Source organism: Xanthomonas sp. GW, assembly GCF_014236815.1.
In the GTDB taxonomy this organism is placed as follows: Bacteria; Pseudomonadota; Gammaproteobacteria; order Xanthomonadales; family Xanthomonadaceae; genus Xanthomonas_A.
This window is the reverse complement of the sequence record NZ_CP051189.1, coordinates 1,444,739-1,469,696: the sequence shown is the minus strand read 5'-3', so window position 1 is coordinate 1,469,696 and position 24,958 is coordinate 1,444,739. Positions and strand designations below refer to the sequence as shown.

General features: G+C 70.6%; 17 protein-coding genes and 1 pseudogene. 11 read left to right on the top strand and 7 right to left on the bottom strand.

Annotated features, from left to right (window positions below; genetic code table 11):
• Positions 1-103: 103 nt before the first annotated feature.
• From gshB to HEP73_RS06140, 3 genes are all read left to right on the top strand, one after another.
• The gene (gene gshB / locus HEP73_RS06150) at positions 104-1,054 is read left to right on the top strand and encodes a glutathione synthase (protein ID WP_185815602.1); all 951 of its coding nucleotides are present in this window, start codon (positions 104-106) and stop codon (positions 1,052-1,054) included.
• Positions 1,051-1,932 carry an energy transducer TonB family protein gene (locus HEP73_RS06145; protein WP_185822518.1) on the top strand — a complete coding sequence of 294 codons (882 nt, stop codon included), beginning with the start codon at positions 1,051-1,053 and terminating at the stop codon, positions 1,930-1,932. Before gshB ends, HEP73_RS06145 begins: the two co-directional genes overlap by 4 nt.
• A 667-nt stretch (positions 1,933-2,599) precedes the next feature.
• Positions 2,600-5,587, top strand: coding sequence for a TonB-dependent receptor (locus tag HEP73_RS06140; RefSeq protein ID WP_185822517.1), 2,988 nt, complete (start codon positions 2,600-2,602; stop codon positions 5,585-5,587).
• 66 nt (positions 5,588-5,653) lie between these two features.
• On the opposite strand, the gene HEP73_RS06135 is transcribed toward HEP73_RS06140, so the two are convergent.
• The 5 genes and pseudogenes from HEP73_RS06135 to mrcB form a co-directional block, all read right to left on the bottom strand.
• Positions 5,654-6,571, bottom strand: coding sequence for an ADP-ribosylglycohydrolase family protein (locus HEP73_RS06135; RefSeq protein ID WP_185822516.1), 918 nt, complete (start codon positions 6,569-6,571; stop codon positions 5,654-5,656).
• Complete coding sequence (gene tsaB / locus HEP73_RS06130; RefSeq protein ID WP_185822515.1) at positions 6,568-7,269, bottom strand: tRNA (adenosine(37)-N6)-threonylcarbamoyltransferase complex dimerization subunit type 1 TsaB; 702 nt, start codon at positions 7,267-7,269, stop codon at positions 6,568-6,570. Before tsaB ends, HEP73_RS06135 begins: the two co-directional genes overlap by 4 nt.
• A 78-nt stretch (positions 7,270-7,347) precedes the next feature.
• Positions 7,348-9,348: an ATP-dependent DNA helicase gene (locus HEP73_RS06125; protein WP_185822514.1), complete on the bottom strand. Its 2,001-nt coding sequence runs from the start codon at positions 9,346-9,348 to the stop codon at positions 7,348-7,350.
• 172 nt (positions 9,349-9,520) lie between these two features.
• A pseudogene (locus HEP73_RS06120) lies at positions 9,521-10,043 on the bottom strand (hypothetical protein).
• Between the two features lie 16 nt (positions 10,044-10,059).
• Positions 10,060-12,504: a penicillin-binding protein 1B gene (mrcB, locus tag HEP73_RS06115; RefSeq protein ID WP_185822513.1), complete on the bottom strand. Its 2,445-nt coding sequence runs from the start codon at positions 12,502-12,504 to the stop codon at positions 10,060-10,062.
• Between the two features lie 93 nt (positions 12,505-12,597).
• Here mrcB and HEP73_RS06110 point away from each other — a divergent pair, with 93 nt between their 5' ends.
• The gene (locus tag HEP73_RS06110) at positions 12,598-14,694 is read left to right on the top strand and encodes a glycosyltransferase (protein WP_185822512.1); all 2,097 of its coding nucleotides are present in this window, start codon (positions 12,598-12,600) and stop codon (positions 14,692-14,694) included.
• Between the two features lie 348 nt (positions 14,695-15,042).
• Here the strand turns inward: HEP73_RS06110 and HEP73_RS06105 are convergent, their stop codons facing one another.
• Both HEP73_RS06105 and HEP73_RS06100 read right to left on the bottom strand, forming a co-directional pair.
• On the bottom strand, positions 15,043-16,455 hold the full coding sequence (locus tag HEP73_RS06105; RefSeq protein ID WP_185823320.1) for a hypothetical protein: 1,413 nt from the start codon (positions 16,453-16,455) through the stop codon (positions 15,043-15,045).
• Between the two features lie 179 nt (positions 16,456-16,634).
• Positions 16,635-18,791 (bottom strand): RelA/SpoT family protein, encoded by a 2,157-nt coding sequence (locus HEP73_RS06100; RefSeq protein ID WP_185822511.1) that lies wholly within the window; start codon positions 18,789-18,791, stop codon positions 16,635-16,637.
• A gap of 210 nt (positions 18,792-19,001) precedes the next feature.
• Here HEP73_RS06100 and pqqA point away from each other — a divergent pair, with 210 nt between their 5' ends.
• The 7 genes from pqqA to HEP73_RS06065 all read left to right on the top strand — a co-directional run bounded on the left by pqqA (position 19,002) and on the right by HEP73_RS06065 (position 24,711).
• Positions 19,002-19,127 carry a pyrroloquinoline quinone precursor peptide PqqA gene (gene pqqA / locus HEP73_RS22810; protein WP_206259900.1) on the top strand — a complete coding sequence of 42 codons (126 nt, stop codon included), beginning with the start codon at positions 19,002-19,004 and terminating at the stop codon, positions 19,125-19,127.
• A gap of 63 nt (positions 19,128-19,190) precedes the next feature.
• On the top strand, positions 19,191-20,090 hold the full coding sequence (pqqB, locus tag HEP73_RS06090; RefSeq protein WP_185822510.1) for a pyrroloquinoline quinone biosynthesis protein PqqB: 900 nt from the start codon (positions 19,191-19,193) through the stop codon (positions 20,088-20,090).
• Positions 20,091-20,115: 25 nt separating this feature from the next.
• The gene (gene pqqC, locus HEP73_RS06085) at positions 20,116-20,862 is read left to right on the top strand and encodes a pyrroloquinoline-quinone synthase PqqC (protein ID WP_185822509.1); all 747 of its coding nucleotides are present in this window, start codon (positions 20,116-20,118) and stop codon (positions 20,860-20,862) included.
• Positions 20,859-21,137: a pyrroloquinoline quinone biosynthesis peptide chaperone PqqD gene (gene pqqD / locus HEP73_RS06080; RefSeq protein ID WP_185822508.1), complete on the top strand. Its 279-nt coding sequence runs from the start codon at positions 20,859-20,861 to the stop codon at positions 21,135-21,137. The genes pqqC and pqqD overlap by 4 nt, the downstream gene beginning before the upstream one ends.
• Positions 21,134-22,255: a pyrroloquinoline quinone biosynthesis protein PqqE gene (gene pqqE, locus HEP73_RS06075; protein WP_185822507.1), complete on the top strand. Its 1,122-nt coding sequence runs from the start codon at positions 21,134-21,136 to the stop codon at positions 22,253-22,255. Before pqqD ends, pqqE begins: the two co-directional genes overlap by 4 nt.
• A gap of 151 nt (positions 22,256-22,406) precedes the next feature.
• Positions 22,407-22,919, top strand: a complete 513-nt coding sequence (locus tag HEP73_RS06070; RefSeq protein WP_185822506.1) for a hypothetical protein — start codon at positions 22,407-22,409, stop codon at positions 22,917-22,919.
• Between the two features lie 16 nt (positions 22,920-22,935).
• The gene (locus HEP73_RS06065; RefSeq protein WP_458309678.1) at positions 22,936-24,711 is read left to right on the top strand and encodes a chloride channel protein; all 1,776 of its coding nucleotides are present in this window, start codon (positions 22,936-22,938) and stop codon (positions 24,709-24,711) included.
• Positions 24,712-24,958 lie beyond the last annotated feature (247 nt).

Here is a 24,958-nt window from a genome sequence, read left to right as displayed (position 1 = left end):
TTTGATTGCCGCCGCAGGTCACCGCACGGCCCCGTGCCGCGGCCCTTGCGCACCCCCGCCGCCGACCCGCTACCATCCTCCGTTCAGTCCCCCGGGTAACGCCATGTCGTTCGATGTCATCGTGGTGATGGATCCCATCGCCAGCATCAAGATTGCCAAAGACACTACCTTCGCCATGTTGCTGGAAGCGCAGCGCCGCGGGCACCGCTTGCACTACGTGCGTCCCGGCGGGCTGTCGCTGCGCGAAGGCCGCGCGCTGGCCCAGGCCGCGCCGCTGCAGGTGCGCGACGACAAGAGCGGCTGGTTCGAACTGGGCGCGTTCGCCGAGCTGGCGTTCGGTACCGGGCAGGTGGTGCTGATGCGCAAGGACCCGCCGTTCGATTCGGAATTCCTGTACGACACCCACGTGCTGAGCGTGGCCCAGCGCGCCGGCGCGCAGGTGGTCAACGACCCGCAGGGCCTGCGCGACTTCAACGAGAAGCTGGCCGCGCAGCTGTTCCCGCAATGCTGCCCGCCGACCCTGGTCAGCCGCGACGCGGCCGCGCTGAAGGCGTTCGTGCTGGAGCACGGCCAGGCGGTGCTGAAGCCGCTGGACGGCATGGGCGGGCGTTCGATCTTCCGCAGCGGCACCGGCGACCCCAACCTCAACGTGATCCTGGAGACGCTGACCGACGGCGGCCGCACGCTGGCCCTGGCGCAACGCTTCATTCCAGACATCAGCGCCGGCGACAAGCGCATCCTGCTGGTCGATGGGGTGCCGGTGGACTACTGCCTGGCGCGGATCCCGCAGGGCGACGAATTCCGCGGCAACCTGGCCGCCGGCGGCCGCGGCGAAGGCCGCCCGCTGAGCGAGCGCGACCGTTGGATCGCCGCCCAGGTCGGCCCGGAAATGAAGCGGCGCGGCATGCGCTTCGTCGGCCTGGACGTGATCGGCGATTTCCTGACCGAGGTCAACGTCACCAGCCCGACCTGCGTGCGCGAACTGGACGCGCAGTTCGGGCTGAACATCGCCGGGCTGCTGTTCGACGCGATCGAGGCCTACCCAGCGCGATGAGCGCGGCCGCCGCGACGCCCGCGCCGCGCATCGGCGAGCGCGACCGGCTCAGCGCCACCCTGGTGCTGTCGCTGATCGTGCACGGTCTGCTGATCCTGGGGGTGGGCTTCGCGATCGACGACGACGCGCCGCTGGTGCCGACCCTGGACGTGATCTTCAGCCAGACCAGCACTCCGCTGACGCCGAAGCAGGCCGATTTCCTGGCCCAGGCCAACCAGCAGGGCGGCGGCGACCACGACAAGGCGCAACGCCCGCGCGACAGCCAGCCCGGCATCGTGCCGCAGCAGCACGACGGCCTGGCGCCGCAGGCGCTGCGCGCGCAGACCGCGGCGGCGGCGCCGGAGCCGACCCCGCGCGTGGTCAGCAGCGCGCGAGGCGAGCAGCCGCAGCCGGCAGCGCAGACCCAGCCGCGCACCGACGCCCCGACCCAGCCGGTGGATGCGCAGCGCGAGCAGCGCGATGCGGAGATGGCGCGCCTGGCTGCCGAAGTGCACCTGCGGTCGGAGCAGTACGCCAAGCGCCCGAACCGCAAGTTCGTCTCCGCCAGCACCCGCGAATACGCCTACGCCAATTATTTGCGCGCCTGGGTGGACCGCGCCGAGCGCGTCGGCAACCTCAACTATCCCGACGAGGCGCGCCGGCAGCGGCTGGGCGGCCAGGTGGTGATCAGCGTCGGCGTGCGCCGCGACGGCAGCATCGAGAGCAGCCGCATCCTGCGCTCCAGCGGGGTGCCGATGCTCGACGCCGCGGCGATGCGGGTGGTGCAACTGGCGCAACCGTTCCCGCCGCTGCCGCATACCGAAGACAACATCGACATCCTGCAGGTCACCCGCACCTGGGTGTTCCTGCCCGGCGGCACGCTGCGCGACGACCGCTGAGCGCGCGCAGCGACAAGCCCCTCTCCCATCGGGAGAGGGGTTGGGGTGAGGGTACGGCCGCCACGGACCGCCTGGCGGCACTGAACATTTCTAGGCTGCGCCCATACCCTCATCCGCCCCTACGGGGCACCTTCTCCCGACGGGAGAAGGGATGAATCAAACCCCTCTCCCATTGGAGGGGTTGGGGTGAGGGTACGGCCGCCACGGACCGCCTGGCGGCACTGAACATTTCGAGGCTTCGCCCGTACCCTCATCCGCCCCTGCGGGGCACCTTCTCCCGACGGGAGAAGGAAAATCGAGCCCCTCTCCCACCGGCGACCGAAGGGAGTCCCGTGGGAGAGAGGGGTTGGGGTGAGGGTACGGCCGCCATGGATCGCCTGGCGGCACTGAACATTTCGAGGCTTCGCCCGTACCCTCATCCGCCCCTACGGGGCACCTTCTCCCGACGGGAGAAGGGAGTTGCCTCACGTGGCGCCGCATGCGCGCCCACGGCAACGATCGAGATAACCATTCGTGCCACCGACATAACGACGCGGCATTTCTGAATAGGCATCACATTAAGGTTAATGGTGGCGGGGAACGTTACCGCGCACACCGCATCGCCAAGGACGAGTGACTCGGAAGCAGACGCGGCGCATCCCCGCCCCCACCACCCGAGCCGCCTCCCATGAAAAGCCCCCTCCTTCGCAGGCCCGCCCTGCTCGCGCTGGCGCTGAGCGCCGCCCTCGCTGCGCCGGCCGCCCTGGCCCAGTCCACCACCGGCACCGTCGCCGGCCAGGCGCCGGCCAACGCGCAACGCGTGCAGGTGCGCAGCGACAGCGGCCTCAGCCGCGAAGTCGCGGTCGATGCGCGCGGCCGCTACAGCATCGGTCAGCTGCCGCTGGGCACCTACAGCGTCGTCGCCAAGGGCGCCGACGACGCCGTGCTCGGTAGCCGCGAGGGCGTAGGCCTGACCGTCGGCGCGGTCACCGACGTCTCCTTCGCCGCGGTCACCAGCCTGACCGGGGTCACCGTCAGCGCCGACCGCGCCGCCGCCGCGATTGACGTCAGCAGCGTCGACTCGCGCACGGTGATCAACGCCGAACAGTTGCAGCGGCTGCCGCTGGGACGCTCGGCCGAGGCGATCGCGCAGCTGGCGCCCGGCGTGGCCGGCAACAGCGGCAGCGGCACCTATACCGGTCCGACCGGCGCGCAACTGCTCAGCTTCGGCGGCTCCTCGGCCGCGGAGAACGCCTATTACATCAACGGCTTCAACACCACCGACCCGCTGCGCGGGCTGGGCGGGCTGACCCTGCCCTACGGCAGCATCGACCAGTTGGAGGTCTACACCGGCGGCTACAGCGCCAAGTACGGGCGTTCCGACGGCGGCGTGATCAACGCGGTCGGCAAGCGCGGCAGCAACGAATGGCATTTCGGCGGCCAGGCCACCTGGGAGCCGGACGGCCTGCGCTCCTCGCAGAAGGACGTCTACGCGCCTGGCGACGGCAGCCTGTACCGGCCGGACAGCAAGAGCAGTTCCACGCTCAGCACGCAGAGCCTCTACGCGGGCGGCCCGCTGATCCAGGACAAGCTGTTCTTCTTCGGCTCCTACGAACTGCAGCGCCAGGACGGCGACAGGTTCTACGGTACGCGCGAGACCAACACGGGCTACTACGATTACCACTACCGCCGGCCGAGCTGGTACGCCAAGCTCGACTGGAACATCAGCGACAACCAGTTGCTGGAAATCACCGGCGCCTCCAGCCGCTACATCACCCGCGGCAGCTACTACGACTACAGCGGTTACGACATCGGCGCGCGCCGCGGCAGCGCCGACACCACCAAGACCGGCGGCGACTTGTGGACCGCCAAGTACACCGGCTACCTCACCGACCGCCTGACCTTCAGCGCCCAGTACGGCAAGCAGCGCACCGACGACTACACCGGCAACCCCAACTACAACGGCGCCCTGACCTACGTCGACGACGCCTCGTTCCAGAACCCGGCCTACACCGGCGGCACCCCGATCACCAACGCCCAGACCACCGCGCTGCTGGTCGACCCCGACCGCGGCAACCGCACCGACAACCTGCGGCTGGACCTGAACTACGTCATCGGCGAGCACAGCATCACCGTCGGCATCGACAACCAGAACGCGCGCGCGCTCAACCGCGGCTCGGTGGCCTCCGGCGACGGGTACCAGTGGATCTACGGCCAGTCCAACCCGAACATACCGATCAACACCGGACTCGGCGTACCGGCCACCGGCGGCTACGCCAACGGCGAGGACGGCTACTACGTGCGCCAATACGTCTATAGCGCCCTGGCCTCGGTGCGCGCGGTGCAGCGCGCGCAATACATCGAGGACAACTGGCAGGTCAGCGACCGCTTCCTGCTCAGCCTCGGCCTGCGCCTGGACCAGTTCACCAACTACAACCGCGATGGCGACGCCTACATCAAGCAGACCAGCGGGCAGTGGGCGCCGCGCCTGGGCTTCAGCTGGGACGTCGACGGCGACGCGCGCTTCAAGGTCTACGGCAACGCCGGCCGCTACTACCTGGCGCTGCCGCTGAATCCGGCATTCAATGCCGCCGGCGCGACCCTGGCGACCTCGACCTACTACACCTACGGCGGCATCGACGGCAACGGCTACCCCACCGACCTGACCCAGATCTCCGGCGCGGTCTCCTCCAACAACAACTACGGCATCCTGCCCGATGCCAAGACCGTGGCCACGCAGGGCATCAAGCCCTCGTTCCAGGACGAGTTCATCCTCGGCTTCACCAAGGCCTGGGGCGACAGCTGGGTCTACGGCGCCAAGGGCACCTACCGCGTGTTGCGCAGCGGTGTGGACGACTACTGCGACAGCGACACGGTATTCGCCGCGGCGGCGGCGCAAGGGCATTCGGTGACCCTGGACAGCAATCCGGTCAGTTGCTGGCTGATCAATCCGGGCAAGTCCAACACCTTCACCCTGGTGGATACCTCGGGCAACTACGTCAGCGTGCCGCTGAGCAATGCCGAGCTCGGTTTTCCCAAGTTCAAGCGCAACTACTACGGGCTCAACCTGTCGCTGGAGCACCCGTTCGACCAGCGCTGGTACGGGCGCTTCGACTACACCTGGTCGCGCAGCTACGGCACCACCGAAGGCCAGCTGCTGTCGGGCATCGGCCAGACCGCGGTGTCCACCACCCAGGCCTGGGACTACGCGCAGTTGATGGAACACACCAACGGCCCGCAGAGCAACGACCACACCCATCAGTTCAAGTTCTACGGCTATTACCAGTTCACTCCGGAATGGCTGGTGTCGGCCAATCTGAAGCTGGTGTCCGGCACGCCGTTCAGTGCGCTGGGTTCGTACGGCGCCGACCAGAGCGACCCGTCCGGTTACGGCATCGCCTACCACTACTACCAGGGCCAAGCGGCGCCTCCGGGCAGCCAGGGCCGCCTGCCGTGGCTGAAGCAGCTCGATCTCGGGGTGTCGTGGCGGCCGGCCTACGCCGACCACAAGCTGGCCTTCAACCTGGACGTGTTCAACGCCTTCAACGGCCAGGCCACGCTGTGGAAGTATCCGTATTCGGAAACGGATCCGGGCAACAGCGATCCGGTTTACGGCGCGGCGCTGCTGCGCCAGGCACCGCGTTCGCTGCGGTTGAGCGTCAGCTACGACTACTGACCGCGACTGCGCGGTCGCAACGCGGGGGGGAGGCCGGCGCGCCATCGCCGACCTCCCCGCATGCGTTCATCCCGCCACACTGGCCTGGTGCAGGCGATCGGCCAGCGCCACGATCTCCGCCGCGTCCTGCACGCGCGCGCGCCAGGCGGCGGGAATGCCGTCGATGCCGTAGAAGGCGCCGGCCAGCTGGCCGCAGATCGCCGCGGTGGTGTCGGCATCGTCGCCGAGGTTGGCCGCGCGCAATACCGCATCGGCGAAGCAATCGGTGGTCGCGAAACACCACAACGCCGCCGACAGCGCATCGACCACGTAACCGGTACCGCGGATCTGCGTTGCCGGCACCGCGGCATGGTCGCGCACGGCCAGCGCGCGCAGCGCCGGCGTGTCCAGCGCCACATCCGGCGCCTGCAGCACCTGCGCGCGATCGCCGCCGAGCAGAGCCGCGCGCAACTGCAACGCGAACAGGCGGCAGGCATCCAGCGCCTCGGCGGCGGCATGGGTCGTGCGCGAACTGTCCGCCGCGCGTTCGGCCAACACGGCGGGACGATGCGCGTAGTACATCGCCACCGGCGCCAGCCGCATCAGCGAGCCGTTGCCGGCCGCGCGCGGGTCGTCGCTGCCGCTGAACGCCGGGCCGCCGTCCAGATAACGCTCCAGCGCCTGGCGCACGGTGTTGCCGATGTCGAAACACGCGCCGGTACTGCTCAGGTAGCCGTGGCGGTACCAGTTGCAATAGCGGTTCATCTGGTCCGCGGCATCGAAACCTTCGCGGTACAGCAGGCTGTGCGCCAGGCACAGCGCCATCGAGGTGTCGTCGGTCCACTGCCCCGGCTGCAGCTCGAACGGACCGCCGCCCACCATGTCGTCGATCGGGGCGAAGCTGCCGGGCGCCTTGAATTCCAGCGTTGTCCCCACTGCATCGCCGACCGCCAGGCCCAGCAGGCAGCCGCGAAAACGCGCGCGCTCGGTCTCGGCCGCGCTCATCGTGCGGCCCGCTGCGCCTGCTGTTCGGCCAGCGTCAGCGCGACGTTGTCGCGCAGGTAGGCCGGCTCGGCGCGCTCCGGCGCGATCGCTTCGCCGCGCGCATGGGCGGCCAGCGCCAGGGTCAGCACGTCGGCGGCATGCGGCAAGGCCTGCGCATCGACGCTGCGCAACTGCGCGTGCAGGCGCCGCTGCAGCGTCGCGTCGATGGCGGCGAAACCGGTGCCGACGCCGTGCCAGGGCGCGTCCGTCTGCGGCAACACGAACGCGTCCGGGATCAGCACCTGCTCGGGCGTCAGCGCGCGCAGGCCGTCGGCGTCACGCACATAGGCCGCCGCGTAGATCTCGCCCATGCGCGCGTCGATCGCGGCCAGCACCTGCGGCGCGTCGACCGGCGCGCGCAAGGCCAGCGCATGCAAGGTGGACACCGGCAACACTGGCAGGTCCAGCGCCAGCGCGATGCCCTGCGCCAGCGCGATCGCCAGGCGCACGCCGGTGAACGCGCCGGGGCCGCGGCCGAAGGCGATCGCATCGAGTTGGCTGCGGGCGATGCCGGCCTCGGCCAGCAACTGCTCGGCCCACGGCAGCGCCAGCTCGGCATGCCGGCGCGGCGCGAGCTCGAAGCGCTCCAAGACCGTGCCATCGACATGTACGGCGACGGAGAGGGCTTCTGTGGCGGTTTCGAAGGCGAGGATTTTCATTGGAGGCCGGGATTGGGGATTCGGGATTGGGGATTCGAAAAGCGAAGCGAGGGCGAAAAAGCGGATGCCGTGCGCTGGCTAGTCGAACGGCGGCGACGCGACGTGTTCGTGATTATCCACCGGCGCCGCGGCGCCGGCGCCGAAGAACTGGCGCACGTCCTCGACATCGCGCGTGCGCGCGAACGGCGGCAGCGACTCCAGGAAGGTGCGGCCGTAGGATTTGGACAGCAACCGCGGATCGCACAGCACCAGCACGCCGCGGTCGGTCTCGCTGCGGATCAGCCGGCCCACGCCCTGCTTCAGCGCGATCACCGCCTGCGGCAGCTGTTCGTCGCGGAACGGGTTGCCGCCGTCGCGGCGGATCGCGTCCAGCCGCGCCTCGAACACCGGATCGTCCGGCGCGGCGAACGGCAGCTTGTCGATCACCACCACGCTCAGCGCATCGCCGACCACGTCCACGCCTTCGCGGAAGCTGGCCGAGCCGAGCAGCACGCCGTTGCCGGACTCGCGAAAACGCTGCAGCAGGCTCGCGCGCGGCGCCTCGCCCTGCACGAACAGCGGCCATGGCCCGTCGCGCAACGCCTCGGCGGCTTCGCGCAAGGCGCGGTGCGAGGCGAACAGCAGGAAGGCGCGGCCCTGCGAGGCCTGCAGCACCGGATGCAGCGCGGCGATCAAGGCGGTGCCGAAGCCGCGCGCGTTCGGGTCCGGCAGCGCCGGCAGATAGCACAGCGCCTGCCGCGCCCAGTCGAACGGGCTGGGCTGCAGCAGGGTCATCGGATCGCTCAGGCCCAGGCGGGTGGCGATGTGCTCGAAATCGCCCTTCACCGCCAGCGTCGCCGAGGTGAACACCCAGGCCGCGTGCGACTTCTCGCGGTGCAGGCGCAGCGGGCCGGACACGTCCAGCGGCGTGCGCTGGCAGCGGAAGCCGCGCGCGCTGAGTTCGTACCACAGCACATCGTTGGAGGGCGGTTCCGGCTCGGCGTCGAAATCGGCGATCGGCGCGTCGTCGCCGAGCCAGTGGCCCAGGCGCGCGCGCATCTCCTGCGCTCGCGCCGCGCAGGCGTCGAAACCAGGCGAGGCCTCGCGCAGCGCCGCCAGACTCTCCTGCAAACGCGCCAGTTCCGCCAGCAGCGCATCGAAGCCGTCGCGCACCTGCGGCTTGGCCAGCAGCCGCCACTGCGTGCCGCGGGTGGGCAGCCCTTCCATGGCCGCACGCAGTTCGCGCAAGGCCTGCTCCAGCGCCTGCACCGGCGCCTGCAGGCTGGCCAGCGCGCCGGCGACGTGGCGACTCTCGGCCAGGCAGTCGCGCGCCAGCTCCTGCAGCGGACGCATGCCGAAGCTTTCGCCGAAGAAGTTCGCCGCCAGTTCCGGCAGTTGGTGCGCCTCGTCGATGACGAAGACCTGCGCGCCGGGCAGGATCTCGCCGAAGCCTTCCTGCTTCAGCGCCAGGTCGGCCAGCAGCAGATGATGGTTGACCACCACCACGTCGGCGGCCTGCGCGCGTTGCCGCGCCTGCACCACGAAGCACTCGCCCCAAAACGGGCATTCGGTGCCCAGGCAGTTGTCCATGGTCGAAGTGACCATCGGCAGCAGCGGCGAATCGTCGGGCAGCGCCTCCAGCTCGGCGATGTCGCCGAAGCGGGTGCGCCCGCCCCAGGCGACGATGCGCTGGAACTGCGCGATCTGCTCGCGCGAGGTGAAGCGCGGCTCGCCCTTGGCCTGCTCCAGCCGGTACTTGCACAGATAGTTGGCGCGGCCCTTCAGCAGTGCGCTGTTGAGGCCCACACCCAGCGCCGCGCGCACCCGCGGCAGGTCGCGGTGGTAGAGCTGATCCTGCAGCGCGCGGGTGCCGGTGGAGACGATGGTCTTCAATCCCGACAGCAGCGCCGGCACCAGATACGCATAGGTCTTGCCGGTGCCGGTGCCGGCCTCAGCGAGCAGCACGTCGCGCTGCTCGAACGCCTCGGCGATCGCCGCGGTCAGCCGCAGCTGCGCCGCCCGCGGCACGAACGCATCCAGCTGACGGGCGAGCGCACCGCCTTCGCTGAGCGCTTCGGTGCTGGCGTGGGCGAGGGACATTGGGGGCCGGGATTGGGGATTCGGGATTGGGGATTGGGGATTCGTTAGAGCGGCACGTCGGTTTCGCTATTTAGTGCGCCCACCGAAGCGGCGATATCGGCCCGCCACAAACAACCGAACCGCCGTCGCTTCTAACAATCCCGAATCCCCAATCCCTAATCCCGGCTCCCAATCAATACCGCTTGATCCCCGCCACCGTGCAGCCCTCGATATGCGCATGCGCGGACGCCGCGTTCTCCTTCTGCCCGCGGGCCAGCCGCGATTGCTCGATGGTGGCCCAGTGGCGCCGGCACAGCGGGCCGGTCTGCGAGCCCAGGTCGACGGCGCGCTTGGCGAAGGCCTCGGCGCCCGCGTCGTCCCTCAGCAGCAAGGCCAGTTCGGCGCGGTCCTGCAGCAGCGCCGGGTCTTCGGGCACCAGTTGCAGGGCCTGGTCCAGCGCCGCCGCGGCGCCGGCCAGGTCGCCGGCCGCGCGCTTGCGCTTGGCGCTGTCGCGCAGGTCCTCGACCTGCGGGTCGCGCAACGGCTGCACGCTCAATTCGGTGTCGTCGGCACCGCCGCTGGCGTCGATCGCGGCGATGCGCTGCGCCGGGTGGTGGTGTCCACCGGCGGCGGCGGGGCGGCGGCGGCGCGCTGACGCAGGAGGCCAGCAACAGGCTGAGCGCGGCGATGGCGACGGTGGGGGCGTATCGGGTCATGGCAGGCATCCGTGGATCATTGCGCCGGAGGGGTGGACGCCGCGTCGGCGGGCGGCGTTTCTTTCTTCTTGTCCAGGCCGAACCAGCTGCGCCAGCCGCCGCCGCGGCTCTGCTCGCCCTCGGCGGCGGGCTGGCCTTCTTCGGGCAGCGCCTGCGGCGGCGCGCACGGCGCAAACGCCGGGGCGAAGCCGACCACGAACGGGAACTGGCGCGCGCCGGGGCAGCTGGGATCGGTGCTGTTGCTGCCGGCCGGGTCCATCCATTGCCAGTCGATGCCCTTGCCCTGCACCTTCAACGGCGAACTCGGCAGCCGCGCGAAGATGCCCGACCATACCCGCATCGCGCCGGTGGCGCCGTACAGGCCGGTCTGCTTGTTCTGGTCGTTGCCGATCCAGATCACCGCCAGATGATCGCCGGTGTAGCCGGCGTACCAGCTGTCCACGCCGTCGTTGCTGGTGCCGGTCTTGCCGGCCGGGGTCAGCTTGCCCAGGCCGTCGCCGAGCAGCTGCCGCGCGGTGCCGTTGCTGACCACCTGCTGCAGCGCCAGCCCGACCAGATTGGCGGCGACCGAATCGCCTTCCTGCGCCGGCGCCGGGGCCTTGTCGTAGCGCTTGAGCAGCTTGCCCTGCGGATCGAGCACGCCGCGCACCGCATGCAGCGGCTGGATCTCGCCGCCGGAGGCGAGGAACTGGTACAGCTGGGTCATCGCGTACGGACTCTGGTCGGTCGCGCCCAGGATCAGCGACGGATTGTTCTCGGCCTCGAGCCCGGCCAGCACCTTGATCAGCTGCGCCACCCGTTCCGGCCCGACCTGCATGCCGATCCGCACCGTGGCCTGGTTGTACGAATGCGCCAGCGCATCGACCACGCGCACCGTGCCGTGGCTGCGGTTGTCGGAATTGCCAGGCGTCCAGCGCTTGCCGCGGCTGAGCTGCACCGTCACCGGCGAATCGTCGACCCAGCTGGCCAGCGAGTAGTGGTCCGGCTGCGCCAGCGCCAGCAGATACACGAACGGCTTGAGCAGCGAGCCGACCTGACGCTGCGCCTCGATCGCGCGGTTGAAGCCGGGCTGCGACACGTCGCGGCTGCCGACCACCGCCAGCACGTCGCCGTTGTGGGTATCGGTCAGCACCAGTCCGGCCTGCAGCGGCGGGCGCTTCTTGTTGGTTTCCAGCGCGGTGAGGGTGCGGGTCACCGCGCCTTCGGCATAGGCCTGCGCCGACGGCGACATGCCAGTCAGCACGCTCAGCCCGGCGCCCTGCAGCGCGCTTTCCGGGTAGTCGCGCGCCAGCTGGCGACGCACCAGGTCCACGTAGGCCGGGAAGCGGTTGGCCGCGACCAGTCCCGGATTGGCCGGCACGCCCAACGGCGCGGCCAGCGCCTTGCGGTAGGTGGGTTCGTCGATCAGTTCGCTCTCGCGCAGCTTGCCGAGCACGAAGTTGCGCCGGTCCAGCGCGCGCTCGGGGAAGCGCCGCGGATCGTAGTAGGACGGCCCCTTGACCAGCCCGATCAGCAACGCCACCTGCTCCGGCGGCAGCGAATCCAGTTCGCGCCCGAACCAGAATTCCGCGCCCGAAGCCACGCCGTGGATCGCCTGGCTGCCGCGCTGGCCCAGGTAGACCTGGTTCAGATAGGCCTCGAGGATGGTGCGCTTGTCGTAGCGCGCTTCCATGATCAGCGCGTACAGGATCTCGTTGAACTTGCGGGTGAGCGTCTGCTCCTTGCCGATGCCGAGCAGGCCGCTGCGCGCCAGCTGCTGGGTCAAGGTGCTGGCACCCTGCCGGCTCTTGCCGCCGGAGCGCACCATCACCCACGCCGCGCGCACCATGCCGCTGAGGTCGATGCCGTGGTGGTAGTTGAAGTCGCGGTCTTCCACCGCCTGCAGGCCGGTGACCAGCAGCTCGGGCACTTCGTCCACCCGCACCAGCCGCCGCTCTTCCTGTTTCTGCCCGTACAAGGTGGCGATGCGCGCCGGATCCAGCCGCGCGGCGGTCAGCGACTTGCGTGTCTGCGCATCGCGCAGCGCCGCCACGCGGCCGCCGGACAGGCTCACTTCCACGCGCTTGGGCGCGACCCGGCCGTCCACGTCGATATAGCCGCGGCTGGCGATGACGAAGCGGCTGCCGTCCTGCTGGTAGGTGCCGGGGCGCTGCGCACCGGCATCCTCGCGGTAGCTGGCCGCGTCAAGTTCGGTCTTCAGCGTCTGCGCATCCATCGCCGTGTCCGGCGCCAGCCCCAGCGGGCGGGCGTAGACCCGGGTCGGAATCTGCCAGCGCAGTTCGCCGAAGCGCTGCGTCACCTGTTTGTTCAGATAGACCGTGTACGGGATCAGGAAGCCCAGGCCCAGCGCGGTGGCGGCTAGCCCCCAGGTGAGCAGGCGCCGGCGCCAGGGCGAGGCGCCGCTGTCGAGATCGTCGGTGTCCTGATCGTCGGTGTCGTTGTCGTCGTAGCGTCGTGGCACGGGGATGCGAGAATGTAAATTCCGGCGAGTCTAGCGCAGGCCAGCAGGCAGCGCGGCGCGGGGTCCCATTTGTTTAAGCTGGAGTTGCAACGGATGTCGATGTCCTGGGCGAACCTGCGCTACGCCCTGAACCGTTTTACCGGCCTGTTGCGGCGCGGCCTGGCCAGCCTGCGCGCGCGCGGCTGGCGCAGCACCTGGCAACGGCTGCGGGTGCATGCGCAGCCGTTGCCGCCGCCGCGGCGCACGCTGTTCGCGGTCGCGCCGCAGCCGTTCGCCGCCTTCGCCGTGCCGGCCAGCGACGCGCCGCTGGTCAGCGTCGTGATCCCGGTCTACAACCACGTCGCGCATACCCTCGCCTGCCTGCGCGCGCTGGCCGCGCACCCGCCGGCGGCGGCCTGCGAGATCCTGGTGATCGACGACGGCAGCAGCGACGAGACCATTCACTGGCTGCCGCAGATCCAGGGCCTGCACTACCACGTGCGCAGCCAGAACGGCGGCTTCATCGCCACCTGCAACGACGGCGCGGCGCGCGCGCGCGGCCGCTACCTGGTATTCCTCAACAACGACACGGTGCCGCAGCCGGGCTGGCTGGATGCGCTGCTGGACACCTTCGCGCAGGTGCCGCAGGCCGGCCTGGTCACCGCGCAACTGCTGTATCCGGACGGACGCCTGCAGGAAGCCGGCGGCGTGGTCTTCGCCGACGGCAGCGCCTGGAGCTACGGCCGCTTCGAATCGCCGGACGATCCGCGCTACGCCTACCTGCGCGACATCGACTACGGCGCCGGCGCGGCGCTGGCGATCGAGCGCGAACGCTTCCTGGCGCTGGGCGGTTTCGACACCCGCTACTTGCCGGCCTACTACGAAGACACCGACCTCGCCTTCGCCGTGCGCAAGGCCGGACTGCGCACCCTGCTGCAGCCGGCCAGCCAGGTGGTGCACGACGAGGGCACCAGCAACGGCACCGATACCGGCAGCGGCATCAAGGCCTATCAGGTGCGCAACCGCGGCGTGTTCGCGGCCAAATGGGCCGACGTGCTGGCGCAGCAACTGCCGCCGGGGACCACGCCGACCCCGGCGCAACTGCACCGGCAACAGCGCCAGGTGCTGATCCTCGACGAGGCGCTGCCGCAGCCGGACCGCGACTCGGCCTCGCTGCGCCAGCTCAACCTGATCCGCCTGCTGCTGCAGGAAGGCGCGCACGTGGTGTTCGTGCCCAGCGGCCGCGAGTACGCCAGCCGTCACAGCGAGGCGCTGCAGCGGCTCGGCGTGGAGGTGTGGTATGCGCCGTACCTGAAGAGCGTGAGCGGATTCCTGCAGCAGCACGGCGCGCGCTTCCATGCGGTGCTGCTGGTGCGCCACCACGTCGCCCACGCCTGCCTCCCGCTGCTGCGCCGCTTCGCGCCGCAGGCGCGGCGGCTGTTCGATACCGTCGATCTGCACTACCTGCGCGAGCGCCGCGGCGCCGAGCTGGCCGGCGACGCACGGCTGCTGCGCGAGGCCGAACGCACCCGCGCGCGCGAGCTGGAGGTGATGGCCCAGGTCGATGTCACCGTGCTGGTCAGCGGGGTCGAGCGCGAACAGCTGCAACGCGAGGCGCCGCAGGTGCGCACCGCGCTGATCTCCAATCTGCACGAAGTGGCCGGACCGGGCCTGCCGTGGGCGCAGCGTCGCGACCTGGTGTTCGTCGGCGGCTTTCGCCACGCGCCGAACGTGGATGCGGTGCGCTGGTTCCTGCAGGAGGTGTTCCCGCCGCTGCGCGCGCTGCTGCCGGACCTGCGCTTCCACTGCATCGGCGCCGACATGCCCGACGACATCCGCCGTCTCGGCGCTGCCACGCCCGGGGTGGAATTGCACGGCTACGTGCCGGACATCGTCGCCTACATGGACGAGATCCGCATCGCGGTGGCGCCGCTGCGCTTCGGCGCCGGGGTCAAGGGCAAGGTCAACCTGAGCATGGCGCACGGGCAACCGGTGGTGGCCACGCCCTGCGCGGTGGAAGGCATGCACCTGCGCCACGGCGAGGACGTGCTGATCGCCGACAGCGCGCCGCAGTTCGTCGCCGCACTGGCGCAGCTGTACACCGACGAGGCGCTGTGGAACACGCTCGCCAGCAACGGCCTGCGCAACATCGCCACTCACTTCTCGCTGGACGCGGCGCGCGCCACGGTGCGGCAGGTGTTTCTGGACTAGGCTGCTGCGATTCGTTGACGCCCCCGGCAGGGCGAACAGCAGCGGCTCTGGCGGACATTGGGTCATCGACACGATGCTCTTCCCGGTAACCCGTCGCGGCTGAAGCCGCTCCTACAGAAGCTTGCCGCGAACTTGCTGGGTGCACTGTAGGAGCGGCTTCAGCCGCGACAAACGAAGCGGTGGATCCAACGGTTTCGGATTGCGTCCGAAGAAGCGCAAGCAGTATGCCGGCCAGCTTCTGCAGGAGCGGTTGCGGCGTCCTCGGGTAATCAACCGCGACAGAAACAGCAAGCTTCAGCGTCGCTGGCACTGGAGCCTCCTGCAAGGTCGGGCGCGACACAAAACCGCTCAACGCCCAGTCGACAGACTCCGCAAGCGGCGCTCGAACGCGTCCAGTTCCGGTGTGCCCGGATCGATCGCGCGGGCGCGGCGCAGGGCTTCGCGCGCGAAGTCGGCGTCGCCGGCGCTCAGGCGCTCGTCGCCGACCGCGAGCCAGCGCTGCGCCAGGCGCCGCCGCGCCGCAGCCACGCCGTTGCCGCCCGGCGCCAGTGCACGCCAGGCGTCGTAGCACGTGCTCGCCGCCAGCACCCGATTGCCCCGCAACTCGTCGTCGAAGCAGCGCCGCAACGCCGCCAGCACGCGCTGCTCGGCACTGCGCACGCGCGCATCGCGCGGCGCCAGTACCTGTGCCGCCTGCAGCGCGTCGTAGGCGCTGCTGCCGGGCGGGGTCAGCCAGTCGCCGCGCGCCTCGGCCGCCTGCAGCTGCGCCAGCACTGTCTGCAGCCGGCGCGCGCGCGCGGCAGGCGACAGCGGCGAGTGCAGCGTGGCCTGGCTCTGCCGCGCACGCGTCAGCGCCTGCCGCGCGTCGGCCAGCGCACGGTTGTCGGGCGCTATCGCCTGCCCCTTCTGCAGCGCGCGCTCGGCCTCGGCGAAACGGAAATCGGCCGCGGCGCGCGTGGCCTGCGCCGCATATGCCGCGGCCACGCGTTCCTCGCCATCGCGCGCGCCGGCGGCATCGGGAGCCGCGGCGCGCAGCTTGGCCAGGGCGCGCGCCGCGGCGTCCGGCCGCTGCCGGCGCAGCGCGGCATCGGCTTCACGCTGCAAGGCTTCCAGCGCGCGATTGAGCGCCGCCTGCGCCGCCGGCAGGTCGACGTGCCCGGGATCGTAATCGCGGGCACTGTCCACCAGCGCCGCGGCCGCCGCCACGTCGCCACGCGCCAGCGCCGCCTGCGCGCGCTGCAGCAATTCCGACAAGGCATCCTCGCGGCCTTCCAGCGCCTCGGTCCTTTCCGGGGCGAACTCCAGCACCTGCCGGTACAGCGGCAGCGCCGCGTCGGGGTTGCCGTCCAGGCGGCCCTCGCGCTGGGCCTGCGCCGCCTTTTGCAGCAGTTGGTCGAGCCCGGCATGCGCGGCCTCGCGCTGGCGCAAGGCGGCGTCGATGCGATCGGCGTCGGCGCGCGGCACCTGCAGCGCGCGCGCCAGCGCCAACGCCGAGCGCACCTGCGCATAGCGCCCGGCGGCCAGCGCCGCACGCGCCTGGCCGAGCGCGGCGCGGCCGGTCGCGGCCAGCCCGGCCCGCGCCTGCAGGCGGTCGCCGTCCAGCGCCAGCGCCGCCTCGTAGCGCTCGCGCGCGCCGCTGCCGTCGGCTGCGCTGAGGCGGCCGGCGCGCAATGCGGCGTTGCCCTGATCGAGCAGTTGCTGGATACGCGTTTCCGGCCACAGCAGATCGGCCAGCGGGCGGCGGAACACCACCAGGGTCATCGCCACCAGCAGCAAGGCCGCCAGGGCCCAACGCCAGACACGGCGGTCGCGCCACAGCGGCACCGACCGCTGCGGGCGCCGGCGTTCGTCCTTGACCTGATCTGGCGGCTTGCTCACCGCGCAAGCTTAGCGTGCGTGCATGGCAAGACCATGCATGCGCACGCAGCGCGCGGCCCGGGTCAGCCCAGGCGCCGCGCCTCGTCCACCCCGGGCAGCGCGTCGAGCTTGCCGAGCAAGGTGGACAGCTGCCCGTAGTCGCCGACCTTCAGCCGCAGCCGCAACTGGGTGCGGCCGCTGTCGCGCACGTTGTCGCTGTTGATCTCCAGTACGTGCGCGTCCTCCTGCGCGATCAGGTTGGTGATGTCCTTGAGCAGCCAGCGCCGGTCCATCGCCCGCACCAGCACGTCCACCTCATAGCCGCCGCCGGCCTGGCCCCACTCCACCGGCAGCACCCGTTGCGGGTTGCTGGCGGCGAGCCGGGCGAAGGACGCGCAATCGACGCGGTGCACGGTGACGCCGCGGGTGCGGGTCAGGTAGCCGGCGATCGGCTCGCCGGCCACCGGCTGGCAGCAGCGCGCCAGCTGCACCAGCAGGTTGCCCACGCCCTGCACGGTGAACTTGGACTTGGCCAGCCCGCTGCGGCGCGCGGTCGGCCGCGGTAGCGCCGGCGCGGCCGGCTGCGCCGCGGCGCGTTCGGCCTCGTGCAGGGCGCGGCCGACCTGGCTGGGGCCGACGTCGCCCAGCGCAACCTGGATGTACAGCTCCTCGATGCCGTCGGCATGGAACTTCTTCGCCGCCGGCAACAGATCGGCATGCTGCAGGCCCAGGCGCTTGAGCTCGCGCTCGAGCAGGTCCTTGCCGGCCTGCACGTTGCGCGCGCGGTCGAGCTTGTGGAACCAGGCGCGCACCTTGTCGCGCGAGCGGCCGCTGGCCAGGTAGCCGTTGGCCGGCAGCAGCCAGTCGCGGCGCGGCTCGGCCTCCTTGCCGGTCAGGATCTCGACGCGGTCGCCGCTGCGCAGCTTGTGGGTCAGCGGCACGATGCGGTTGTTGACCTTGGCGCCGCGGCAGCGGTGCCCGACCATGGTGTGCACGTGGTAGGCGAAATCCAGCGGTGTGGCGCCCTGCGGCAGGTCGATCACCTCGCCCATCGGGGTCAGCGCATAGACCCGGTCCTCGACCAGTTCGGCGTCGAGCGCGCCGGCCAGCCCGCCCTGCTCGCCGTCCTGCGACTGCTCCAGCAGTTGCCGCATCCAGGTGATCTTGCGGTCGAACGCCTTCTCCGCGCCCTTGCCGCCTTCCTTGTACTTCCAGTGCGCGGCCACGCCCAGCTCGGCCTGCGCATGCATCTCGTGGGTGCGGATCTGCACCTCGATCGTGCGCCCCTCCGGGCCGACCACCGCGGTATGCAGCGAGCGGTAGTCGTTGGCCTTGGGCCGGGCGATGTAATCGTCGAACTCGCTGGGCACCGGCGCCCACAGCGCGTGCACCACGCCCAGCGCGGCATAGCAGGCGGCGACGTCGTCGACCATCACCCGCACCGCGCGCAGGTCGTACAGCTGGTCGAAGGCCAGCCGCTTCTTCTGCATCTTCCGCCAGATGCTGTAGATGTGCTTGGGCCGGCCGCTGATCTCCGCCTGCAGGCCCTGCTCGCCCAGCGCCTTGGACAGCAGCTTCTTGACCGCTTCGATGTAGCGCTCGCGCGCCACCCGGCTCTCGTCCACCTCGCGCGCGATGCGCCGGTAGGTGTCCGGCTCCAGGTGGCGGAACGCCAGGTCCTCCAGTTCCCATTTCAACTGCCAGATGCCCAGCCGGTTGGCCAGCGGCGCGTGGATGTCGCGGGTCAGCTGCGCCAGCGCGCGACGCTGCGCCTCGGGCAGCTTGTCGGCCACGCGCATCTTCGCCAGCTGCCGCGCCAGCAGGATCGGCACCACGCGCAGGTCCTGCACGATCGACAGCAGCAGCCGGCGCAGGCCCTCGCTGTTGCGCCCGGCCTCGCGCCCGGCGTGCAGCGCCCAGACCTGGTCGGCCGCGTCTTGGCCGTCGAGCAGGCCGACCACCGCCTGCGCCCGCGCCGGCGGCGCGACCGGCAACTGCGCCAGCTGCGCGCGCAAGCCGGGCAGGTCGAACAGCAGCGCGGCCAGCAGCGCCGCTTCGTCGGCGGACAGCAGCGCCAGCGCGTCCAGCGTATCGGCCAGCACCGGCCATGGCGCGCGCGCGGTCTGTTCCGGCTGCGCCTGCCAGGTCTGCAGCAGTGCCTCGCGCAGCGCGGGCGCCAGCGCAGCGGCGGCCGGACGCTGCAGCAGCGCCTCCAGGCCGGGATGGGGAGAGTGATTCAAGGACGGATGGTCGTGACGAAGCGGTGCTGCCTACACTAGCGCGCTTGCGCGCCTGCCCACAATTGCGCGCCACGCGGACCGCCGTGGCTGCATACGCACCGGAAGCTCATTGTGACCGGCTTGCGACTTGGCCGGCCTTACCGGAAATTTCACATCACCCGTAAGGGGCAAGCCTATTCTCGAAACCGACGCCGCGCTCCGCTGAAACCGATGTCGTCGTCGTCGCCCTGTGATCCCACCCGAAGAGGAACGCCCATGAAGAAGTGGAACAAGCCTGTGATCCGCGAAATCTGCGTCGGTGCGGAAATCAACTGTTACGCCTCCGGCGAGCTTTGATCGCGTGACAGCCCCGTTCCCGAGACGATGCGTGACCGGCCAGGCGCCGTAGACGGAGGCCGGATGCACCTCATCGTATTGGGATCGGCGGCCGGCGGCGGGCACCCGCAATGGAACTGCCACACACCCGCGAGCCTGCGGGCATGGCAACAGCTTGCGGGTGCCCAACGTCGTACCCAGGCCAGCATCGCGGTCAGCGCCGACAACCAGCGCTGGCTGTTGATCAACGCCTCACCCGATTTCCGCCAGCAACTGCTGGCGACCCCGGCGCTGTGGCCGCAACGCGACCTGCGCCATTCCCCGATCGAAGCCGTGCTGCTGACCAGCGGCGAGATCGACCATATCGCCGGTCTGCTGTCGATGCGCGAAAGCCAGCGCTTCGACCTGCATGCCAGCGGCCGCGTGCTGGACCTGCTGGCGCAGAATCCGATCTTCGACGCGCTGCACCCGGCCTACGTGCAGCGCCATGCCTTCGCCCTGGACACGCCGCTGTCGCTGCTCGGCCTGCAGGTGACCCCGTTCGCGGTGCCGGGCAAGGTGCCGCTGTTCATGGAAAGCCGCCACAGCGGCGACCTGGCCGGCTCCGACGAGGAGACCCTGGGGCTGACCATCGACGATGGCCACCATCGCTTCCACTACATTCCCGGCTGCGCGGCCATGACCGACGCGCTGCGGACGCGCCTGCGCGGCGCCGAACTGGTGTTCTTCGACGGCACCCTGTGGCGCGACGACGAACTGGTGCAGCTCGGGGTCAGCGCCAAGACCGGCCAGCGCATGGGCCACCTCAGCATCGACGGCGAGGCCGGCACGCTGAGTGCGTTCGCCGACCTGGACGTGGCACGCAAGGTCTTCATCCACATCAACACCACCAACCCGATCCTCGACGCCGGCTCGGCCGAACGCGCGGCGGTGGCCGCGCACGGCTGGGACGTCGCCCACGACGGCATGGCCATCACCCTGTGAACACTCCACCTGCGAGCATCCGCCCGTGAACGCATTGCTGAGCCCCGAGCAGCTGGAAGCGGAACTGCGCGCGATCGGCGCGCGCCTGTACCACGACCAGCATCCGTTCCACGCGCTGCTGCACAGCGGCCGGCTCGAGCGCGGCCAGGTCCAGGCCTGGGCGCTGAACCGCTACGAATACCAGCGCTGCATCCCATTGAAGGACGCGGCGATCCTGGCGCGGATGGACGATCCGGCGCTGCGCCGGATCTGGCGCCAGCGCATCGTCGACCACGACGGCAGCGCCGAGGGCGAAGGCGGCATCGCGCGCTGGCTGCACCTGACCGACGCGCTGGGCCTGGACCGCGAGCTGGTGCAATCCGGCCGCGCGCTGCTGCCCGGCACCCGCTTCGCGGTGCAGGCCTACCTGCACTTCGTGCGCGAGAAGAGCCTGCTGGAGGCGATCGCCTCGTCGCTGACCGAGCTGTTCGCGCCGGGCATCATCGGCCGCCGCGTCGCCGGCATGCTGCAGCACTACGATTTCGTCTCACGCGAGGCGCTGGCGTATTTCGAGCACCGCCTGCACGAGGCGCCGCGCGATTCGGACTTCGCCCTGGACTACGTCAAGCGCCACGCCGACACGGTGGAAAAGCAGCAACTGGTGCAGGACGCGCTGCGTTTCAAGTGCGGCGTGCTGTGGTCGCAGCTCGACGCGCTGCACTTCGCCTACGTGCAACCCGGCGTGGCCTGGCCGGACGCGTTCGTCGCCACCCCGGCGCAGGCGGCGGCATGAGCGCCTTGGCGCCCGACAGCTGCCCGCGATTGGCGGCCGGCGTGCGCCTGCAGCACGACCGCACCCGCGCGCAATGGGTGCTGCTGGCGCCGGAACGGGTGATCGAACTGGACGAGATCGCGCATGCGATCGTGTCGCGCTGCGACGGCGCGCGCTCGCTGGCGGCGATCGCCGCGGAACTGGCCGCGGAGTTCGACGCCGATCCGGCCGAGGTCGAGCGCGACGTGCTCGAACTGGCCGCGGACCTGCACGGCAAGCGCCTGCTGCGCACATGAACGCGACCGTGCCGCCGCCGCTGTCGCTGCTGCTCGAGCTGACCCACCGCTGCCCGCTGGCCTGCCCGTACTGCTCCAACCCGATCGCCCTGGCCGCCCTGCGCGAGGAGATGGACACCGCCGGCTGGCGCTCGGCGCTGGACCAGGCCGCGGCGATGGGCGTGCTGCAGGCGCATTTCTCCGGCGGCGAACCGATGCTGCGCAAGGACCTGCCGGAGCTGGTCGCGCATGCGCGCGCGCTGGGCCTGTACAGCAATCTGATCACCTCCGGCGTGGCCGGCGGCGCGCCGATGCTGGCGCAACTGGCGGCCGCCGGGCTGGAACACGTGCAACTGAGCGTGCAGGACGCCGACGCCGCCGGCGCCGACTTCATCGCCGGCTACCGCGACAGCCTGGCCAAGAAGCGCGCCTTCGCCGCCGCGGTCACCGCGCTCGGCCTGCCGCTGACGATCAACGCGGTGATCCACCGCCACAACGCCGAACGGGTGCCGGCGATGATCGAGCTGGCGCTGGAACTGGGCGCCGAACGCCTGGAAGTGGCCCACACCCAGTACTACGGCTGGGGCCTGCGCAACCGCGCCGCGCTGATGCCCAGCCGCGCGCAGATCGACGCCACCGTGGTCGCGGTGACCGCGGCGCGCGAACGGCTGCGCGAGCGCCTGACCATCGACTTCGTCACCCCCGATTACTACGCGCACCGGCCCAAGGCGTGCATGGGCGGCTGGGGCCAGCGCTTCGTCAACATTTCCCCGCGCGGCGACGTGCTGCCCTGCCACGCCGCCGAGACCCTGCCGGACATGGTGTTCGAAAACCTGCGCGAGCGGCCACTGGCGGCGATCTGGCAGGACGGCGAGGCGTTCGCCCGCTACCGCGGCACCGCGTGGATGCCGGAGGTGTGCCAGGGCTGTCCGAAACGCGAGATCGACTGGGGCGGCTGCCGCTGCCAGGCGCTGGCGCTGAGCGGCGACGCGGCCACGCTGGACCCGGTCTGCGAGCGCGCGCCCGGGCATGCCGACCTGCAGGCGCTGGCCCAGCGCGAGGCGGCCGGCGCGGCGCCGGAATTCGTGTACCGGCGCCCGGCGCGGCCGCATGCCGCCACCGAGCCAAGCAGCGGCTGAGCGTCGGATCGCCCTACCCGCCTGCGCCAGCGGCGATCGGCTGGGGCGTGGATGGCGCGCAGCCCGGCATGACGGCGCGCCGCCACGCACCCGGCACCGGCGCCGCAGCTTGCGACTACACTAGCCCGCATCCCACTGCCCGGATCCCGCCATGCTGCTTGCGCGCCTCACTCCCCTTGTCCTGTGCGCGGCGCTCGCCGTGTCCGCCGCTCCCGCCGCCGCCCAGCGCACCGTCGCTGGCGACCTGCAGACGCAGATGTCGGCGCAGGAGTTCAAGGCAGCCGGGCTGGACAAGCTCTCGCCGCAGGAACTGACCGCACTGAACGACTGGCTGCAGGGCAAGGTCGCCAAGGAGACCGCGGTGGCGCTGGAGAAGGCCAAGGAAGAAGGCCGCCAGGAAGTGATCGTGAAGAACCGCGGCTTCTTCGACTTCGGCAGCCAGGAGCCGATCGAAAGCACCCTGGTCGGCGAATTCACCGGCTTCTCCAAGGGCCGCCGCTACGTGCTGGCCAACGGCCAGGAATGGGAGCAGACCGAGTCCGCCAGCCTGAGCAGCGTGCACCGCAGTGCGCCCAAGGTGCGGATCAAGCCGGGCATCGCCGGCGTGTGGTACATGCAGGTCGATAACTACAACACCCAGGCCAAGGTGCGCCGCGTCAAGTAAGGCGCGTGCCGTGAACGTGCGCCAGCATCCGCGGCTGGGCCTGGCCGACGCCTCGCAGAGCCTCGCCGACGCGCTGCGCCGGCGCTTCCGCGCCAGCGATGTCTGGTTCATCGCGCTGGCCCTGCTGGTCGGCCTGGTCGCCGGCCTGCTGACCCTGCTGCAGAGCGGGCTGGCGCACGGCGCGCAGGCTTGGCTGTACGGCCTGGACGTGGATGCCCGGCTCAGCGCGATGCCCGAACTAAGCCTGGGCCAGTTGCTGGTGCTGCCGCTGGGCGGGTTGCTGGTCGGCCTGCTCGGCATGGCCGCACGCGCGCGCAAGCGACAGTTGATCGATGCGGTCGAAGCCAATGCGCTGTACGGCGGGCGCATGTCGATGCGCGACAACCTGATCGTGTCCGCGCAGACCCTGCTGTCCAACGGCTGCGGCGCCTCGGTCGGGCTGGAGGCGGCGTACACGCAGATGGGCGCGGGCAGCGGCTCGCATTTGGGACGGATCCTGCGCCTGCGCCGCGCCGACATCCGCACCCTGGTCGGCGCCGGCGCCGGCGCGGCCATCGCCGCCGCGTTCGGCGCGCCGCTGGCCGGCGCGTTCTACGCATTCGAGATCGTGATCGGCGCGTATTCGCCATCGGCGCTGGCGCCGGTGGCGGTGGCCTCGCTGGGCGCGGTGTTCGTGGCCCAGGCCGCCGGCGTGCAGCCGTACCTGCTGCCGGCCTCGGCGGCGTCCGCGCTGGAAGCGCGCGACTACGTGTTGTACGCGTTGCTCGGCGTGATCTGCGCGCTGCTGGCGGTGGCGGTGATGCGCCTGGTCACGGCGATCGAGCAGGCGGTCAACCGCAGCCCGCTGCCGCGCTGGGCGCGGCCGGTGGCCGGCGGCCTGATGCTGATCCCGCTGGCGCTGATCACCCCGCAGGTGCTCTCCTCCGGGCACGGCGCGCTGCACCTGGACCTGACCAGCCCGACCTCGCTGCGCTGGCTGGGCGTGCTGTTGCTGCTCAAGTGCCTGGCCTCGGGCATTTCCCTGGGCTTCGGCTTCCGCGGCGGCCTGTTCTTCGCCTCGCTGTTCATGGGCTCGCTGGTCGGCGGCCTGTTCGCCGGGCTGTTGAACCTGGGCACCGGCATGGCCCTGGTCGACGGCACCGCCGCCTCGCTGGCGGGCATGGCCGCGCTGGCCGCGGCGGTGGTCGGCGCGCCGATGACGATGGCGATGCTGGTGCTCGAGGGCACCCACGATTTCGTGCTGGCCAGCGCGGTGATGGTGGCGGTGCTGGTGGCCAACACCATCGTGCGCCAGGTATTCGGCTATTCGTTCTCGACCTGGCGCCTGCACCTGCGCGGCGAGACCATCAAGAGCGCGCGAGACGTGGGCTGGGTCAAGCACCTGAGCGCCGGGCGGATGATGCGCCAGGACGTGCACCCGCTCGCCGCCGGCACCTCGGTGGCCGAGTTCCGCCGCCGTTTCCCGCTCGGCTCGGGCGTGCGCGTGGTGCTGGAGGACGAACACGGCCACTACGCCGGGCTGGTGACGCTGGCCGCGGCCTACGCCGACGGCGTGAACGCCGACGCGGCCATTGCCGACTACGCCGGCAACCGCGACGTGGCGCTACGCGCCGAGACCGACGTGGTCACCGCGATGCGCCAGTTCGACCTGACCCAGAGCGACGAACTGGCGGTGGTCGACGCCGACGGCAAGGTGCTCGGCGTGCTGACCGAAAGCTTCGTGCGCAAACGCTACGCCGAGGAGCTGGACAAGCGACAGCGCGAGCTGATGGGCGAGCGGGTCGACGATTAACTCGGGACTCGGGACTCGGGATTTTCGCAAGTGCGCCGCATGTTTGCTTTTCTGTAGGAGCGGCTTCAGCCGCGACGCTTTACCGATAACGCGTCGCGGCTGAAGCCGCTCCTACAGAAAAGCGAATGATCCACAGCTAGAAAAGTCGCTTTTTCTTCAAAGAAAGCGGCACTTTTTTCATCAAATCGCTTGACAGCGATTTGCGCAGGAACATCATCCTGTCGTCCCGAGTCCCGAGTCCCGAGTC

Excerpts from the sequence above, each read along its gene's own strand:
- gshB (WP_185815602.1), top strand. The coding sequence starts at position 104 with ATGTCGTTCGATGTCATCGTGGTGATGGATCCCATCGCCAGCATCAAG.
- HEP73_RS06145 (WP_185822518.1), top strand. The coding sequence starts at position 1,051 with ATGAGCGCGGCCGCCGCGACGCCCGCGCCGCGCATCGGCGAGCGCGAC.
- HEP73_RS06140 (WP_185822517.1), top strand. The coding sequence starts at position 2,600 with ATGAAAAGCCCCCTCCTTCGCAGGCCCGCCCTGCTCGCGCTGGCGCTG.
- HEP73_RS06135 (WP_185822516.1), bottom strand. The coding sequence starts at position 6,571 with ATGAGCGCGGCCGAGACCGAGCGCGCGCGTTTTCGCGGCTGCCTGCTG.
- tsaB (WP_185822515.1), bottom strand. The coding sequence starts at position 7,269 with ATGAAAATCCTCGCCTTCGAAACCGCCACAGAAGCCCTCTCCGTCGCC.
- HEP73_RS06125 (WP_185822514.1), bottom strand. The coding sequence starts at position 9,348 with ATGTCCCTCGCCCACGCCAGCACCGAAGCGCTCAGCGAAGGCGGTGCG.
- HEP73_RS06110 (WP_185822512.1), top strand. The coding sequence starts at position 12,598 with ATGTCGATGTCCTGGGCGAACCTGCGCTACGCCCTGAACCGTTTTACC.
- HEP73_RS06105 (WP_185823320.1), bottom strand. The coding sequence starts at position 16,455 with ATGACCCTGGTGGTGTTCCGCCGCCCGCTGGCCGATCTGCTGTGGCCG.
- pqqA (WP_206259900.1), top strand. The coding sequence starts at position 19,002 with ATGTCGTCGTCGTCGCCCTGTGATCCCACCCGAAGAGGAACGCCCATG.
- pqqB (WP_185822510.1), top strand. The coding sequence starts at position 19,191 with ATGCACCTCATCGTATTGGGATCGGCGGCCGGCGGCGGGCACCCGCAA.
- pqqD (WP_185822508.1), top strand. The coding sequence starts at position 20,859 with ATGAGCGCCTTGGCGCCCGACAGCTGCCCGCGATTGGCGGCCGGCGTG.
- pqqE (WP_185822507.1), top strand. The coding sequence starts at position 21,134 with ATGAACGCGACCGTGCCGCCGCCGCTGTCGCTGCTGCTCGAGCTGACC.
- HEP73_RS06070 (WP_185822506.1), top strand. The coding sequence starts at position 22,407 with ATGCTGCTTGCGCGCCTCACTCCCCTTGTCCTGTGCGCGGCGCTCGCC.